Annotated in this window: 11 protein-coding genes, 1 tRNA gene and 2 pseudogenes; 7 read left to right on the top strand and 7 right to left on the bottom strand. The window is 64.4% G+C overall.

Translation table 11 applies throughout. From position 1 onward, the window contains the following. Window positions 1-167 precede the first annotated feature (167 nt). Both ACG873_RS24640 and ACG873_RS24635 read left to right on the top strand, forming a co-directional pair. Window positions 168-1,016 carry a dimethylarginine dimethylaminohydrolase family protein gene (locus ACG873_RS24640; RefSeq protein WP_394893683.1) on the top strand — a complete coding sequence of 283 codons (849 nt, stop codon included), beginning with the start codon at window positions 168-170 and terminating at the stop codon, window positions 1,014-1,016. After that, window positions 1,013-2,604: pseudogene (locus ACG873_RS24635) on the top strand (5-guanidino-2-oxopentanoate decarboxylase). The gene ACG873_RS24640 and the pseudogene ACG873_RS24635 overlap by 4 nt, the downstream one beginning before the upstream one ends. A gap of 4 nt (window positions 2,605-2,608) precedes the next feature. Here the strand turns inward: ACG873_RS24635 and ACG873_RS24630 are convergent. The 3 genes and pseudogenes from ACG873_RS24630 to cmk all read right to left on the bottom strand — a co-directional run bounded on the left by ACG873_RS24630 (window position 2,609) and on the right by cmk (window position 7,273). Then, on the bottom strand, window positions 2,609-4,567 hold the full coding sequence (locus ACG873_RS24630) for a hypothetical protein (protein ID WP_394888418.1): 1,959 nt from the start codon (window positions 4,565-4,567) through the stop codon (window positions 2,609-2,611). 138 nt (window positions 4,568-4,705) lie between these two features. Next, window positions 4,706-6,412: a 30S ribosomal protein S1 gene (gene rpsA / locus ACG873_RS24625; protein ID WP_394888417.1), complete on the bottom strand. Its 1,707-nt coding sequence runs from the start codon at window positions 6,410-6,412 to the stop codon at window positions 4,706-4,708. A 209-nt stretch (window positions 6,413-6,621) separates the two neighbouring features. Next, window positions 6,622-7,273, bottom strand: a pseudogene (gene cmk, locus ACG873_RS24620) ((d)CMP kinase). 194 nt (window positions 7,274-7,467) lie between these two features. On the opposite strand from cmk, the gene ACG873_RS24615 reads away from it, so the two are divergent. Continuing rightward, window positions 7,468-8,225, top strand: a protein-coding gene (locus tag ACG873_RS24615; RefSeq protein ID WP_394886139.1) for an IS5 family transposase whose coding sequence is annotated in 2 segments (ribosomal slippage) — window positions 7,468-7,824 and window positions 7,827-8,225 — 756 coding nt in all. Because the reading frame shifts where the segments join, the coding sequence is not laid out codon by codon here. Between the two features lie 220 nt (window positions 8,226-8,445). Then, window positions 8,446-9,309 (top strand): hypothetical protein, encoded by an 864-nt coding sequence (locus ACG873_RS24610; RefSeq protein WP_394888416.1) that lies wholly within the window; start codon window positions 8,446-8,448, stop codon window positions 9,307-9,309. Between the two features lie 9 nt (window positions 9,310-9,318). Here the strand turns inward: ACG873_RS24610 and ACG873_RS24605 are convergent, their stop codons facing one another. After that, window positions 9,319-9,963 (bottom strand): FMN-binding negative transcriptional regulator, encoded by a 645-nt coding sequence (locus tag ACG873_RS24605; RefSeq protein ID WP_394888415.1) that lies wholly within the window; start codon window positions 9,961-9,963, stop codon window positions 9,319-9,321. A gap of 1 nt (window position 9,964) precedes the next feature. Continuing rightward, window positions 9,965-11,305 (bottom strand): 3-phosphoshikimate 1-carboxyvinyltransferase, encoded by a 1,341-nt coding sequence (gene aroA, locus ACG873_RS24600; protein ID WP_394888414.1) that lies wholly within the window; start codon window positions 11,303-11,305, stop codon window positions 9,965-9,967. A 183-nt stretch (window positions 11,306-11,488) separates the two neighbouring features. Here aroA and ACG873_RS24595 point away from each other — a divergent pair, with 183 nt between their 5' ends. Both ACG873_RS24595 and ACG873_RS24590 read left to right on the top strand, forming a co-directional pair. Next, window positions 11,489-11,872, top strand: a complete 384-nt coding sequence (locus tag ACG873_RS24595) for a TIGR02300 family protein (RefSeq protein WP_394888413.1) — start codon at window positions 11,489-11,491, stop codon at window positions 11,870-11,872. 175 nt (window positions 11,873-12,047) lie between these two features. Next, window positions 12,048-12,123, top strand: a tRNA-Ala gene (locus ACG873_RS24590). A gap of 166 nt (window positions 12,124-12,289) precedes the next feature. Here the strand turns inward: ACG873_RS24590 and ACG873_RS24585 are convergent. Then, complete coding sequence (locus tag ACG873_RS24585; RefSeq protein WP_394888412.1) at window positions 12,290-13,165, bottom strand: 3-keto-5-aminohexanoate cleavage protein; 876 nt, start codon at window positions 13,163-13,165, stop codon at window positions 12,290-12,292. 108 nt (window positions 13,166-13,273) lie between these two features. Between ACG873_RS24585 and ACG873_RS24580 the strand changes: the two genes are divergently transcribed. Further along, entirely contained in the window at window positions 13,274-14,599 is a 1,326-nt protein-coding gene (locus ACG873_RS24580) for an aspartate aminotransferase family protein (protein ID WP_394888411.1), read from the top strand. Between the two features lie 3 nt (window positions 14,600-14,602). Here ACG873_RS24580 and ACG873_RS24575 read toward each other — a convergent pair whose 3' ends face one another. Next, complete coding sequence (locus ACG873_RS24575) at window positions 14,603-15,475, bottom strand: MurR/RpiR family transcriptional regulator (protein ID WP_394888410.1); 873 nt, start codon at window positions 15,473-15,475, stop codon at window positions 14,603-14,605. Window positions 15,476-15,484: the final 9 nt, after the last annotated feature.

Genomic DNA, 15,484 nt, shown 5'->3' with positions numbered 1-15,484 from the left:
AAACTCACGTCCCTATGACAGGATGGACCGGGCGGCTTGCCTCCGTCAACCCGCCTGCCGTGGCCCTTGCCGGGCGGTCGCGCAAAATGTTTAGTGGCTCCATGCCGCTGGCAAACCGGGAGGACGATTTGAACCTGCAGACCGGAAAGATGTTCGGATCGCAATCGATGGCGGCGCCGTTGAAGCGCGTGCTGATGCGCCGCGCCGGCAGCGCCATGCACGGTGCCGACCGGGAAACCTGGCACTACGGACCGGGCTTCGATGCTGAACGCGCGGCGAAACAGCACCAGGCGCTGGCCGATCTCGTCGCTGCGTCCGGCGCTTCGATCGAATGGCTCGACGATATTCAGGATGGACTGGCCGATTCGGTGTTTACCCATGATCCGTCGCTGATGACCGATCATGGCGCCATCATCCTTTCCATGGGAAAGGCGTTGCGTCGAACCGAACCATCGCTGCACGAGGCCGCCTACAGGCGCATGGGCGTGCCTATCCTTGGCCGGGTCGAAGATCCCGGAACCGTCGAAGGTGGCGACTGCGTCTGGGTCGACGCCAAGACGCTCGCCATCGGCCGCGGTGTGCGCACGAACCAGCACGGCATACAGCAGATCGCAAATTTGCTGTCGCCGCTCGGCATCGAGGTTTACGGCTACGACCTGCCGCTCTGGCACGGCGAGGAGGCCTGCCTTCACCTGATGTCGGTGATCAGCCCGCTGGCCGACGATCTGGCGCTGGTCTATGCGCCGCTTCTGCCCGCCGCATTTTATCAGATGCTGAAGGCGCGCGGCATAAAGCTGGTGCAGGGCGACGCCGAAGAATTCCACGCCTCCCACGGCCTCAGCCTCAACGTGCTGCCGACGGCGCCGCGCAGGGTCATCGCCGTTGCGGGCTTCCCGAAAACCAGGGCAGCCATGGAAGCCGCCGGCTGCACGGTCGAGACTTTCGAGGCTGACGCGCTGTGCATCGCCTGCGAAGGCGGGCCGACCTGCCTGACACGCCCGATGCTGCGGGGATGAGCAACGAGAAAACCGTCGGCGAGGCGCTGATCTCGCTGCTCGAGGCGCACGGCGTCGACACCGTGTTCGGCATTCCCGGCGTCCATACGGTCGAGCTTTATCGCGGTCTCGCGCGCTCGAAGATACGCCACGTCACGCCGCGCCACGAGCAGGGCGCGGGTTTCATGGCTGACGGTTACGCCCGCATTTCGGGGCGGCCGGGCGTGGCTTTCGTGATCACCGGTCCGGGCCTGACCAACACGATCACCGCCATGGGCCAGGCGCGCGCCGATTCCGTCCCGATGCTGGTCATATCGGGTGTGAACGCCACTGGCACGCTCGGCAAGGGGCTCGGCTATCTGCACGAATTGCCGGACCAGCGCGGCATGATGGAGAAGGTGGCGCTGTTCTCGCACCGGATCGAGCAGGCAGTCGAGTTGCCCGAAGTGCTGGCGCGCGCCTTCGCGCTTTTTGCGACCGCGCGGCCCGGTCCGGTGCATATCGAGATACCGACCGACGTCATGGCGAAGCCCGCCGGCGAACTGGCGATGCTTCCGGCCAACGTTGTGTCCCCGGCGCCCGACAACGCCGCAATTGCCGAAGCGGCGAGGCTGGCGCTCGCGGCCGAGAACCCGTTGATCCTCGCCGGCGGCGGCGCCAAGCGAGCTGGAGCCGAACTGGCGGGACTTGCCGAGCGCCTCGATGCGCCGGTGGTCACCACGGCAAATGCGCGCGGTCTGCTCCATCGCCATCCGCTCGGCGTCCACGCCAGCCCGAGCCTCCAAGCCGTCCGTGCACTGATGGCGGAGTCGGATCTTGTTATCGCGGCCGGAACGGAATTCGGCCCCACCGATTACGACATGTACGCCGATGGCGGCTTCGTGCTGCCGGTCCGGCTGGTGCGGATCGATATCGGCGCAGATCAACTCGCGCGTCATCCTGCGACGGTTGGCATCCAGGCGGATTGCGCGACGGCGCTCGAAGCGCTTTTTGTCGCGATGGCCGGAGCTGAACCCGCCGGCAGGACACGATCAGGCGGCGCCGAACGCGCGGAGACGGCGCGTACCGCCGCCCTCGCCGAGATAGGCCCCGCCATGCGGGAGCAGGTTTCCGTGGTCGAGACGATCCGTGATACGCTGCCGGGTTCGATCATCGTTGGCGATTCGACGCAGCCGGTCTACGCCGCCAATCTTTGCTACGACCACGACCGGCCGGGGGCTGGTTCAACGCCGCCACCGGCTTCGGCGCGCTGGGCTACGGGCCGCCGGCGGCAATCGGAGCGGCGCTTGCCGATCCGACTGCGCCGGTCGTCTGCCTGACCGGCGATGGCGGTTTCCAGTTCACGCTGCCGGAAATCGGCGCGGCGCTTGACGCCGGAGCGCCGGTCATTTTCGTGATCTGGAACAATCGAGGCTATCGCGAGATCGAAACTTCGATGCGCGATGTCGGCGTCGAGCCGGTCGGCGTATCGCCCGCGCCACCGGATTTTTGCAAGCTGGCCGAAGCCTATGGCGTGGCCGCCGAGCGGCTCGGAAACATTTTGGACCTGCCTGCCGCGCTCAGGCGAGCCTCGGGCAGAACCTATCTCATTGAGATAGAGGTCGCCTGATCGCTCACAGCCGAGCCGGGCAGGCAAGCTCCGGTTGTCCGGCGTTCCGGTACCGGTATATGCGCAGCGGAGACGACGCGCCGCCTGTGCATTCGACGAGCCATGGTGGCGGCCGCCCTTCCATCAACGAAGCGGCGAAGGGATAGCTGGCCATCAGCTCCGGCAATGGTCCGGCGCGCCAGGCACAAACCGCGACATGCGTCGCCTGCGCCGTATCGAGCACCGCGCGCGGATCGGCAGTCGCCGGATCGAGGAACCGATAGGCCCGCTCGACGCCTCGCGCCCCCGCATGGAAAGGAATAGCAACGACGGCCTGGCCGGGTTGCGGCGAGAGAAGATGAATGCCGATCAGCGGTGGCGACAGGACTCTTGTCCCCTCGGGCCAGCCGAAGGCTCCGATCGAAGAGAGATCGCAGCGGTCGGCGACTTCCGCCGCGACGAGCCTTGGCTCGGCCGGGCTTGCCACAAGGTGAAATAGCACGATGGCGACGCTCAGGACCAGGCCTGGAACGAGCAGCGAATACTTCGACTGAAGGCCCGCGGATGCCCCGGTTCCATTGGAGCCGGCAAACTTCGAACTTGCCGGCACGATGACTGCAAAAAGGAATGCCAGTCCGAGCCCGGAAAAAATCGGCAGGTATCGGATATAGCGGAAATAGAGGATCGCGTGCACGAGCGCGAGCAGCGAGAACAGCGTAATGATCAGGAGCGGACGGTTCCGGCCGCGCTCGCGCATCGACACAGCCGCCGGGGCCAATGCGCCGACAAAAAGGAAAATCATGGAAAGAACATACGAAGACAGCGTGAAAATCAGCAGCGCGCGGTTCCCGCCACGATCGCCGGTCGATATCACCACCGGGGCCAGTGCGCCGATAAACAGAATCGTCATCGGCAGGACGTCTGACGAAAGCACGAAGTCGCGGCGCGCGAACAGGCTTTTTTCCTGGCCGATCCGGTCCAGCCAATTGTCCCGAAGATAGTCGCTGACGCCGGCGTAGGGTCCACCGAGACACTGCGGAAACAGGATCACCAGAATCGCGACGCTTGTCGCGGCCAGGATGACGAGCACAGCCGCTCGCCAGACGGGCGTATCATGCCAGCGTACGAGCATGGGCGCCGCGGCGAAGGACAGTCCGGCGCAGACCAATGCCGTGAGATGCGGCGCTGAATAGGTGTCGCAGGCAGCGACGCCATAGGCGACCGGCGGCACGGTTATGACAAACAGTATTGCCGCCGCCGCGGCGAGCGCCAAGCCGAACACCGACAGTCGGCTGGCGCCGTCGCGGGCCGACAGCACGAAATCAGCGGCGTAAAGCCCAAGCACCAACGAAAAAAACAAAGCGAATTCGAGGCTGACAGCGAGCGCCAGCGCAGTGACAAACCCATTGGCCAAGGCAGCGATACGGCCCGGCGTGAGAGTCAGGGACAGCGAAGCGAGAAGCAGCAGGACTTCCAGGTTATGATAGTCGATCCGCCCTGGGGCGAATTCGGCAAAGCTGCGGAAGGCGAAGCCCACGGCCAGCGGCAGGACGATTGCCGGGTAGGCGAAGTCCAGCGCCGAGACGATGCGGTAGAAGAAATATACGGCAGGCCCCAGAAGCAGCAGAGGAACTGCGTATGAGGCTGCAGCGAGCGAGGCCTCCAATCCGATTGCCGGCGTCAATACCCAGGCGACCAGGACGTAAGGGATATCGACGAGCACCGGCCAGTGCGTGACGAAAGGTTCCGGCTGCAGGATTCCGGGCAATGTCCTCTCGAATATGTTGCCCGACGTGAGCACATAGCGAATTTCATGCAGCTTCAGGACGTCGTCGAGATCGCCGTTGGGCTGAAATCCCAAGGCAGCGAGGCCTGAAAGCAGCAAGGCCAGCCCCAACCAGGTCCAGACGACCGGCGAGCGCATGTAGCCGCTGCGCAACCATGCCGACGGCGATCCGGCAAGTCCGCCATAGATTTCAGCCATGCAAGCCCCCTTGCTTGCCAGTGATACTTCATGGAGCTTGCTTTCCGGTAAATTGCGCGAGCATGACCGCCCGGCAAAGAAAAGCCCCGCCGGATCGCTCCGGCGGGGCTTTTCTACAGCTTCGGGAGAGAAGGACGATTACTCGTCCTTGCCGCCGCGGCTCTTGAGCGCGGCGCCCAGGATGTCGCCGAGCGAAGCGCCGGAGTCGGTCGAGCCGTACTGGGCGACCGCTTCCTTCTCTTCGGCGATTTCCAGCGCCTTGATCGAGACCTGGATCTTCCTGGTCTTTTTGTCCCAGACGATGACGCGCGCATCGACCTTCTGACCGACGGTGAAGCGTTCGGGGCGCTGCTCGTCACGGTCGCGCGACAGATCGTTGCGCTTGATGAAGGTTTCGATGCCGTGATCGACGAGCCGGACTTCCAGCCCGCCATCCTTCACGCCGGTGACTTCGCAGGTGACGACAGCGTTCTTGCGCAGTTCGCCCGAGATCGAAGCCTCGCCGACCGCGTCGCGCGCCAGCTGCTTGATGCCGAGCGAGATGCGTTCCTTCTCCTGGTCGACGTCGAGCACCTGCGCCTTGACGATGTCGCCGCGATTGTACTCTTCGATGACCTGCTCGCCCGGACGGTTCCAGTCGAGATCGGAGAGATGGACCATGCCGTCGACATCGCCTTCGAGGCCGATGAACAGGCCGAATTCGGTCTTGTTCTTGACTTCGCCCTCGACGATCGCGCCGACCGGATGGTTGCGGGCGAAAGCTTCCCACGGATTCTCGAGCGTCTGCTTGAGGCCGAGCGAGATGCGGCGCTTGGCCGGATCGACCTCGAGCACCACCACGTCGACTTCCTGCGTGGTCGAAAGGAGCTTGCCGGGATGCACGTTCTTCTTCGTCCACGACATTTCCGAAACGTGGATGAGACCCTCGATGCCCGGCTCCAGCTCGACGAACGCGCCGTAGTCGGTGATGTTGGTGACCGTGCCCTTGATCTTCTTGCCGATCGGGAACTTGGTGCCGATCTCGCTCCACGGATCGCTCTCGAGCTGCTTCATGCCGAGCGAGATGCGGTGCGTTTCCTGGTTGATGCGGATGATCTGCACCTTGACCGTCTGGCCGATGTTGAGGATCTCGGTCGGATGGTTGACGCGGCGCCATGCCATGTCGGTGACATGCAGCAGGCCGTCGATGCCGCCGAGGTCGACGAACGCACCGTAGTCGGTGATGTTCTTGACCATGCCTTCGACAACCTGACCCTCTTCGAGGTTCTGCACGATTTCCGAACGCTGTTCGGCGCGGCTTTCCTCAAGAACGGTGCGGCGCGACACGACGATGTTGCCGCGGCGGCGATCCATCTTCAGGATCTCGAAGGGCTGCGGGTTGTGCATCAGCGGGGAGACGTCGCGGATCGGGCGGATATCGACCTGGCTGCGCGGCAGGAAGGCCACGGCGCCGTCGAGATCGACGGTAAAGCCGCCCTTGACCTGGTTGAAGATCACGCCTTCGACGCGCTCGCCCTTGTTGAACTTCTCTTCGAGCTTGACCCAGCTCTCTTCGCGGCGGGCTTTGTCGCGCGACAGCATGGCTTCGCCCAGCGCGTTCTCGATGCGCTCGACATATACCTCGACCGTGTCGCCGACCTTGAGCTGACCGTCCTTGGCCTTGGCGCCGAATTCTTTCAGCGGCACGCGGCCTTCGACCTTGAGGCCGACATCGATGATGGCCATGTCTTTTTCGATGGCCGTGATGGTGCCGCGAACGACCTGGCCTTCACCCGAATTGCCGTCCGAAAACGACTCGTCGAGAAGGCTGGCAAAATCGTCGCGGGTTGGATTTGCTGTAGACATTGTTTCTCCTGGAAAGCCTCCGCATTCCGTGCGGTAGGCTGGCGCCGTGGGTTTGCGTTGCGTTTAGCTTGCCTGCATTCCGGGCCAAAAGGCCCTTGTGCCGCTTTCGCGGCTGTTCCGGCGCATGGAGAATGCTGGCAGGCTGGTTCTTTGCCCGATATGGGTATTCCCGCGCGCTCCGGCAATCGGAAGTCGTGGGAACAGCCAGCTCAGGCTTTGCTTCTCTTGGTAAGCACGTCGTCAATGATCGACTTGGCCGCGAGAAACGCGGTCTCTATAGCCATTTCCGAGGTGTCGAGCAAGTGCGCGTCGGCAGCGGGCTTCAGCGGCGAGTCCGCGCGGCCCATGTCGCGCGCGTCGCGGTGCACGATGTCGGCGAGAATCTCGGCGAAATCAGCCCAGCCGCCGCGCGATTCTGATGTCGCGCAGCCGCCGTCCCGCGCGCACTTCCGCACTTGCCGTGACATAGAGCTTCACGTCGGCATCCGGGCAGACGACCGTCCCTATATCGCGCCCGTCAAGCACCGCGCCGGCTGGATTTCGAGCGAAAGCCCGCTGCTTTTCGACGAGGATGCGCCGAACCTCTGGGATGACGGCCACCTTCGATGCGGCATCGGCGATCTCATGCGCCGACAGAGTCTCACGGTCGAGCGCGCCGAGATCGATCTGCCGAGCGGCTGCGATCGCATGCGCGGCATCGTCGAACGGCCAGCCCCGCCGCAGCATCTCATGCGCCACGGCGCGATAAGTCAGGCCGGTATCGAGATGCGGCAGATGATAATAGTCGGCCACCCGCCGGGCGAGCGTTCCCTTGCCGGATGCGGCGGGACCGTCAATGGCGATGGTGAGGGAATGAGGCATTCGAGCTTTGAAGCGGAGAAGAGACCGGAAGGCAAGAGCATGACAGTCAACGGGTTGCTAACCGATCGAACTGACGTGTCGCCCCAGCGGGATGCCGAGAAGTCAGGTTCGGCAAGCCTAGGTTGAGAACTCATACAATCGACTGATTTCCATTGGTATTCTTCGCCTTCAATGAGTCGCTGGAGGCAGGACTGATGTCGAAGAGCTTATTTTGGTTGTCGGATGAGGCGTGGAGGGCGATGGAACCGCATCTTCCTCGCGGCAAAGCGGGGAAACCTCGGGTTGATGACCGCAGGGTGATTTCGGGCATCCTGCATGTTCTCAAGACCGGCTGCCGCTGGCGCGACGTGCCTACGGCTTATGGTCCGCCAACCACAATCTACAATCGCTACAACAGGTGGTCGCAGCGCCGTATCTGGCAGCGTATCTTCGAGAAGATGGCGGCTGCCGGGCCCGTTCCGGATGAGCTGTCCATCGATAGCAGCCACGTCAAGGCGCATCGCTCTGCGGCAGGCTCAAAAAGGGGGAATTCTCGGAAGCGATTGGCCGCTCGCGTGGTGGAAGAACGAGCAAAATCCATGCTTTGGCCGATGATCGCGGCCGACCGGTCGCCTTCGCGCTGACGCCGGGCAACATCGCCGACATCACCATGGCCATTCCCTTGATCGGCATGGTGGCCAAGCCCAAAAGGCTACTGGCCGACAAAGCCTATGATGCCGACAGTCTGCGCAATTGGCTGAAACGGGCCAGGATCAAGGCAATCATTCCATCAACCGCCGCACGGCGCACGCCCTATCCGCTCGATCACAAGGCATATCGCCGACGAAACCTTATCGAGCGCATGTTCTGTAAGCTGAAAAACTGGCGCCGCATCGCAACACGATACGATCGCCATGCACAGAACTACCTCTCAGCCCTCGCTCTCGCTGCAATCATTTCAGCCTGGATCTGAATGAGTCCTCAACCTAGGCAAAAATCGCACGGCAGCCGAATATTAACCGAAGTCGTTGACTGAACCTCAATCACACGCGAGCCATTCTCCATCCAACTGGAGGTCGGCTATGATTTTAGGCACATATCATCACATGAAGGTTCCTCAGACGAACTGCGTGATGACCTTCGACCAGGCACAGAGATTTGACATCAAAGCGCTCTGCGACCGCCTTTCGACTTTGGCGGCCGATGACGGACCCGTTACCGACGCCGACCGCATCTCGCGCTACGGCAACGTTCCCGATGGTAGCGGCGATTATTTCCAGGCCTTCGTGATCGACGCGGGGGCCGCACAGATCGGCGTTGAGGTCTTCGCGGCGCCGGCGGCCAACGAGAACACCAGCTTCTCCTGCTCGCTGGTCGCGGAGCGACTCCGCGGACAACATGCCGTCGTCCTCGGCCCGCACGCCGCTCACCTGATGATCACGGTGATGGCGCAAGCCGACATTGACGACGCTCTCGCGCCGGTCAAGAACGAGTTCAGGCACTCCTATCTGCGTTCTATAGTCACCTACAAGATGGCCGTCGCGCTGGCTGAGGCGGCCGAGCCTGTCTCGGTGTTCTGGCCTGCCTCCGGCGTCGTCTTGCCGAGCGAGGCCTTCAGGAGCCTCACCCGAACACAACTGTTGCCGATGCCGCTTTTTGTCGGAGTCATCCGCCAGACCTCAATGCGGGACGGACGCGAATACAACGGTTTCATGACCGACGGAGCCGCCGCCCTGTTCGGCGGGGAAGTGGTGTTCGAGCCCGCGCCCGTGTCCTTCAACTGGCTGCGCATCCTGTGCTTCGATTTCCTGACGCATTGGTGCACGAAGGGAGCGGTTCCGCCGGGCTCAACCTATGGGCGCGGTGACGGCGAAAAGGTCGCGATCGAAGCCCGCCTCAAGGACGCGGAGTGGCCGTTCCCGCGGCTTGTGCTGTCGCTGCTCCAAGGCGGAGAGCTGACCGGGGCGGCGCCACCATCGTCGTCCCCACCCGCCCCGGCCGCGGTGTCCGCCGGACCGTTCGCGCGAAGAGCCATCTTCGGACGGCGCCCGGGTTAGGAGGGGCGGTCACGGCCGCATGCCGTATCGGCGCACCAACGCCGCCATGTCGGCATTGGCGTGCGTCTCGGCCGAATCGTCCAACGCCTCCGCGACGCGGGAAATATCCGCCTTCGGCCGGTTCTGGCTGACCTTCCATTTGCCTTCGATCTCAGTGATAGCGATCTCCACGCCGATAATGCCCTTGATCTGCGCGGCGACGAACGCATCCGGCGCATCGCCGACCGACCATGGCGCCGGCCGGCGACCCTCGTGCCCGCCGGTCAGCGCCTCGATCTGGGTGCGCAGCCACCCGGCGTCGTCGATGACGCTCGCGGTTCCGCGCACCTGGACGATGGCGTAGTTCCAGGTCGGCACGACCTTGCCGGTCTCGCGCTTGGTCGCATACCAGGAGGGCGTGATGTAGGCATTCTCGCCCTGGAAGACGACAAGAACCGGTGCGCCCGCTGCGATCTCCTTCCATTGCCCGTTGGCCCGCGACATGTGGACCTGGAGCACGCCTTTCGGCGAGCCCCCCGCGACCAGATGAAAAGGCAGCGCATTGGCGTTCGGGCCGTCAGGTCCGGCCGTGATCAGCAGGCCGAGCGGATGGGCACGGATCAGCGCATGCTGAACGGCAAGGTCGTCTTCGCGAAAGTGCGGCGGCTGGTACATGTCAATCGATCTCCGCGCCCATCCCGGTCATCAGGCCCATAAACTCCGGAAAGCTCGTCGCGATCATGGTGCGGTCGTCTATGGTCACCGGCTTTTCGGTGGCTAGGCCCAGCACGAGAAAACTCATGGCGATGCGGTGATCGAGATGGGTCTTTACCAGCCCGCCGCCCAGCCCCTTGCCGCCCGGCTTTCCACGCACCGCAAGCGACGCCTCGCCCTCCGTGCAGTTGATGCCGTTGGCCTTCAGCCCGTTCGCGACGGCCGACAGCCGGTCGGATTCCTTTACGCGCAGTTCCTCCAGCCCCTGCATCAGCGTCTCGCCCTCGGCGAAGGAGGCGGCGACGGCCAGCACCGGATATTCGTCGATCATCGACGGCGCACGTTCGGCCGGCACTGAAACGCCTTTGAGCTCGGACGAGCGCACGCGCAAATCGGCGACATCCTCGCCGCCGGCATTACGCGGGTTGAGGAGGTCTATCCGCGCGCCCATTTCCAGAAGCGTTGCGATGAGGCCGGTCCGCGTCGGGTTCATCAGCACGTTCTCGATGACGATATCGGAACCCGGCACGATCAGCGCCGCCACCAGCGGAAAGCCCGCCGAGGACGGGTCGCCGGGCACAGCGATGGTCTGGCCGACGAGCTTGCCCTGCCCTTCGATGCGGATATGGCGAATGCCATCGCCGTCGGTCTCGACTTCCAGGTTCGCTCCAAAACCCTTCAGCATCTTTTCCGTGTGGTCGCGCGTCATCACCGGCTCGATCACCGTCGTGATGCCCGGCGTGTTCAGCCCGGCCAGAAGCACGGCGGATTTGACCTGCGCCGAGGCCATCGGCACGCGATAGGAAATCGGCGCCGCGGTCTTCGGCCCGCGCAGCGTGATCGGCATGCGGTCGCCCGGCGAAGCTTTCAGCACCTGGACTCCCATTTCGCGCAGCGGGTCGAGCACACGGCCCATCGGCCGGCCCGACAGCGAGGCGTCGCCGATGAAGGTGGTCTCCATGTCATAGGTGCCGACGAGCCCCATGGTCAGCCGCGAGCCGGTGCCGGCATTGCCGAAATCAAGCGCCGCGGTCGGCTCGACCAGGCAGCCATTGCCTGTTCCGTCGATGATCCATTCCGCGCCGCGCTTCTCGATGCGCGCGCCCATCGCCTTCATCGCCTCGCCGGTGCGCATCACGTCCTCGCCCTCGAGCAGGCCGGTGATGCGGGTCTGCCCGGACGCGAGACCGCCGAACATGAACGAGCGGTGCGAGATCGACTTATCGCCGGGCATCCTGACGGTTCCCGCGAGTGCGGCTGATTTCCGGGCTGTGGCGGGCTGTGCGGGCGAGTTGTGCGCCATATCTTTCCTCATGCGGAAACGGCGGCAAAACCCGCATTTTCCTGAATTTCGCGGCGGTTCCTATCACGCGGCGCAGCCTTGGTCATCCCCCCGCGGCGGCCGTTCCGGGAAGCCCGGATTTTGGCTTTGACAGACCCGGAAACAGTGGTTAAGGGGACCGACTTTCAAGGACGAGGCTCAAAAGTGGCGAAATCCGAACTCGGAACAAAGCGTATCGACCCGGAAACGGGCCGCAAATTCTACGACCTCAACAAGGATCCGATCGTCTCTCCCTACACCGGGAAGACGTATCCGCTGTCCTATTTCGAATCGGCCGGAAGCAAGGTCCACGAAGAAGAGGAAGAGGTCGAAGAGAAGGAACTCGACACCGAGGAGGAAGGCGCGGAAGTCGTTTCGCTCGAGGAGGCCGAGGACGAGGCCAAGACCGGCGACGATCTGCCTGAGATCGAGGACGAGGAAGATGTCGATCTCGGCGACGACGACGAGGACGTGTTCCTCGAGGACGAAGAGGAAGACGACGACGACGTTTCCGACATAATCGGCGTCGGCGACGACGACGACGTCTGATCGGGAATGCGGTTGCGCCGCAGTGATGCCGCAGCGCCGTACAATTCGATCAAAGCCTGATGCAAAGGCTTGATCTCCGAATGGAGCCGGTTTAGAAGCCGCCTTCGATGACGGCGCGGGCTCGATGCCCGGGCCGGAACTACTCGCCGGAAACGGCGCCGGCCTCGGCCGGAATGGGGCCATAGCTCAGCTGGGAGAGCGCCTGCATGGCATGCAGGAGGTCAGCGGTTCGATCCCGCTTGGCTCCACCAACATCCTCTTAGGGGTACTAATATTCCATTGGCAGCCTCTATCGCTGGAAGCTGATTGAATCTTTTAAGCGGCAGCAGGGTTTCGTCAAGGATCGCGCCGATCGCTCAACGCGGCAGCGTATCAACGGTGTTTGTAATAATCTCGCCGCGTAATCGCAATAATAGGCTATGCCCCCAATGGCACACGCCTAGGTAGGTCAGAAATCCGCTGCCAGTCCTTGCTCAGGTCCTCCGCCGTCGCGGGCCGTAGGCCGCAGGCGCTCATGGCCGCTGCGGCAGCTGCCACCAGTTCCGCATTGTCCCGCGCCTGCGATCCGTCCGGCAGGAACAGATTGTTTTCAAACCCGACCCGGACATGGCCGCCGAGCAGCGCGGCGGCCGTGACGCAGGCGGTTTCGCGCGCACCGAAGGCGCAGACGGACCAGTGGCCGAAGCGGGGCAATCCGGGCGCGAGAAATGGCAGGAGGTCTCCGGGCGACGATCTTTGGCCGGCGGTGTAGCGTCCGAGCACGTAGAGCACGGGAACGTCGTCGAACGGGATCAGGCCCCGCGCCTTGAGCGCGGCGAGATGCGCCGCTTCCTCGGGCGTGTAGAGAATGATCTGCGGCATGATTTTTTCCCGGCGCAGCCAGCCCAGAAACTCCGCGAAGCCGGCCTCGTGGCTCTCGTCCGGCAGTAGTTCCCTGAGCGCGAGCGACACCGCCTCCGGCCGCACCTGGCGCACCACCGCCATCTGCTCGGCGGGCGAATATATGCCGAGCGCCTCGCTGGTGATCTGGATCACCAGCCGGTCGCCCACCGCAGCGCGGATCGCAGCGGTGGCGGTGCGATAGGCATCGGCGTCCAGCAGATGCCCGCCGTCCCGGTCGCGCACATGCGCATGGATCATCGACGCGCCCGCCTCCAGGCAGCGCGCGGCCGTCGCGGCAAGCTCGTCCGCCGTCATGGGCAGCTTCGGATGATCGGCCTTGGTGCGCCTGCCACCGTTCGGCGCGATCGCGATTGCGACGGGGGCGGCAGCGTTCGGGTCGGGTGCGGTCACGCGATCAATCCATTTGTTTCATTTCGATCCACAATGTAACATATGTTGCATCTTTCCGGCGGCAGGTCTAGGTTCTCGCCATAATCAAGCCGGCCCTCCGAGGACATCATGACCAAAATCCTGCATCGCCAGATCCATGCCAGCCTGCCGGTGGCCGTCGGCGGCCAGGGGGTGCATCTGCTTGATGCCGACGGGCGTTCCTATATCGACGCCTCGGGCGGCGCGGCGGTGTCCTGCCTCGGCCATGGGCATCCGGATGTGACCGCGGCTTTGCATGCCCAGGCGGACAGGCTCGCCTATGCTCATACCAGCTTCTTCACCAACGAGCCCGCCGAGCGGCTGGCCGATCGGCTGGTGGCGGGCGCGCCGCAAGGCATCAGCCATGCCTATTTCGTCTCCGGCGGCTCGGAGGCGATCGAGGCGGCGCTGAAGATGGCGCGGCAGTATTTCGTCGAAACCGGCGCGCCGCAGCGGCGCAACATCATCGCCCGCCGCCAGAGCTACCACGGCAATACGCTCGGCGCGCTGGCCACCGGCGGCAACGAGATGCGGCGCACACAGTTTCGTCCGCTGCTGATCGCGACGCACCACATCGACCCCTGCTACGCCTATCGCTTCCAGGAGCCGGGCGAAAGCGATGAAAGTTACGCCGCGCGCGCCGCGCAGGCGCTGGAAAACAAGGTGCTGGAACTCGGCCCCGAAACCGTAATGGCTTTCGTGGCGGAGCCGGTGGTCGGCGCGACGGCCGGCGCGGTGCCGCCGGTCGCCGATTATCTGAAGCGCATCCGCGCCATCTGCGACCGCTACGGCATCCTGCTGATCCTCGACGAGGTGATGTGCGGCATGGGCCGCACCGGCACGCTTCATGCCTGCGAGCAGGACGGCGTCGCGCCGGACCTGATGACGGTGGCGAAGGGGCTTGGCGGCGGCTACCAGCCGATCGGCGCGGTGCTGCTCAGCCAGAAGATCTTCGACGCATTCGCCAACGGCTCCGGCCTGTTCCAGCACGGCCACACCTATATCTGCCATCCTATGGCCTGCGCCGCCGCGCTGGCCGTCCAGGAGGTGATCGCGCGCGACGATCTGCTCGCCAATGTCCGGGCTATGGGCGCGCATCTTTCGCGGCGATTGGGCGAACGCTTCGGCAATCATGCGCATGTCGGCGACATTCGCGGGCGCGGCCTCTTCATGGGCGTCGAACTGGTCGAGGACCGCTCGACCAAGACGCCCTTCGACCCGAAGCTGAAGCTCCATGCCAGGATCAAGCGCGAAGCGATGGCGCGCGGCCTTGCGGTCTATCCCGGCGGCGGCACGATCGACGGCGTGAACGGCGACCACGTGCTGATCGCTCCGCCCTTCATCATAGATGCCGCGACAATCGACGCGGTGGTCGAACGGCTCGGCGACGCCGTAGACGCGGCTGTCGCCGTGTAGGCTTTACTCCGCCAGATACGCGCCGAACGCCTGCAGCTCCAGCTCGGTTTCTCGCACGCGTTCGGCGGCGGCAGGCCCGCTGCGCGCCAGCATCGTCGCGGCGAGAGCTTCGACGATGGCCATTGCGGCGGCCACCGACGGAAAGAAGGACGGGCTGTCGGTGGAGAAGCGAAGCGTCACCTCAGCATGCCGCGCAACCGGCGCGGCCATGCTGTCGGCGATGGCGACGATCGGCACGCCGTGCCGCCGCGCGGCTTCCACCACCGGCCCAAGTTCGCGCGAATAGGGCGAAAAGCCGATCGCCACGATCGCCTCCCTCTTGCTGAGCGCGGCCAGCTCCGCCTCCAGCGCGCCGCCGTCGCCGCCGAGCAGCGTGATGTCGCGCCGGAACATCCGGCAGAGATAGACCAGCGCGTGGGCCGGCGCCCTGCAACTGCGGAACCCGGCGACGCGGATGCGCTGCGCCCGCTCCAGTATGGCGCAGGCCCTGGCGATTTCGTCGCCGCCATTGACGGCTTCGGCGGCTGCGAGATTGGCCGATATCGTCCGCAGCGATTCAGCGAAGATCGCCTCCGCCCCGCGCTTGACCAGCGCGTCGGCCTTGGCCGCGAAGGGCGCGTTGCCGGAGCGCAGCCGGTCCTCGAACGGCTTGCGCAGCGCCGCCCAGTCGCCAAAACCCAGCCGCCGCGCCAGTCGCACGAAGGTCGTGGGCGTCACCTCCGAGCGCGAGGCCAGAACCCGCATCGACACCAGCGCCACCTCGTCGGGATGGTCGACCAGAAAACGCGCCGCCTTGCGTAGTTCCGAACTCAGGTCGGGCAGGTCGGCCAGTATGCGGCCCTGGACCTCTTCGAAACCCGCATCGCGCCCATCCATGTAACAAGT

The organism is Allomesorhizobium aridi, assembly GCF_043769475.1.
Lineage (GTDB): Bacteria > Pseudomonadota > Alphaproteobacteria > Rhizobiales > Rhizobiaceae > Allomesorhizobium.
The sequence above is the reverse complement of the archived record's forward strand: the minus strand, read 5'-3'. Positions and strand labels throughout refer to the sequence as shown.

Coding starts and splice junctions, on each gene's coding strand:
- ACG873_RS24575 (WP_394888410.1), bottom strand. CDS start 15,475: ATGGATGGGCGCGATGCGGGTTTCGAAGAGGTCCAGGGCCGCATACTG.
- ACG873_RS24640 (WP_394893683.1), top strand. CDS start 168: ATGGCGGCGCCGTTGAAGCGCGTGCTGATGCGCCGCGCCGGCAGCGCC.
- ACG873_RS24605 (WP_394888415.1), bottom strand. CDS start 9,963: ATGTACCAGCCGCCGCACTTTCGCGAAGACGACCTTGCCGTTCAGCAT.
- rpsA (WP_394888417.1), bottom strand. CDS start 6,412: ATGTCTACAGCAAATCCAACCCGCGACGATTTTGCCAGCCTTCTCGAC.
- ACG873_RS24580 (WP_394888411.1), top strand. CDS start 13,274: ATGACCAAAATCCTGCATCGCCAGATCCATGCCAGCCTGCCGGTGGCC.
- ACG873_RS24630 (WP_394888418.1), bottom strand. CDS start 4,567: ATGGCTGAAATCTATGGCGGACTTGCCGGATCGCCGTCGGCATGGTTG.
- aroA (WP_394888414.1), bottom strand. CDS start 11,305: ATGGCGCACAACTCGCCCGCACAGCCCGCCACAGCCCGGAAATCAGCC.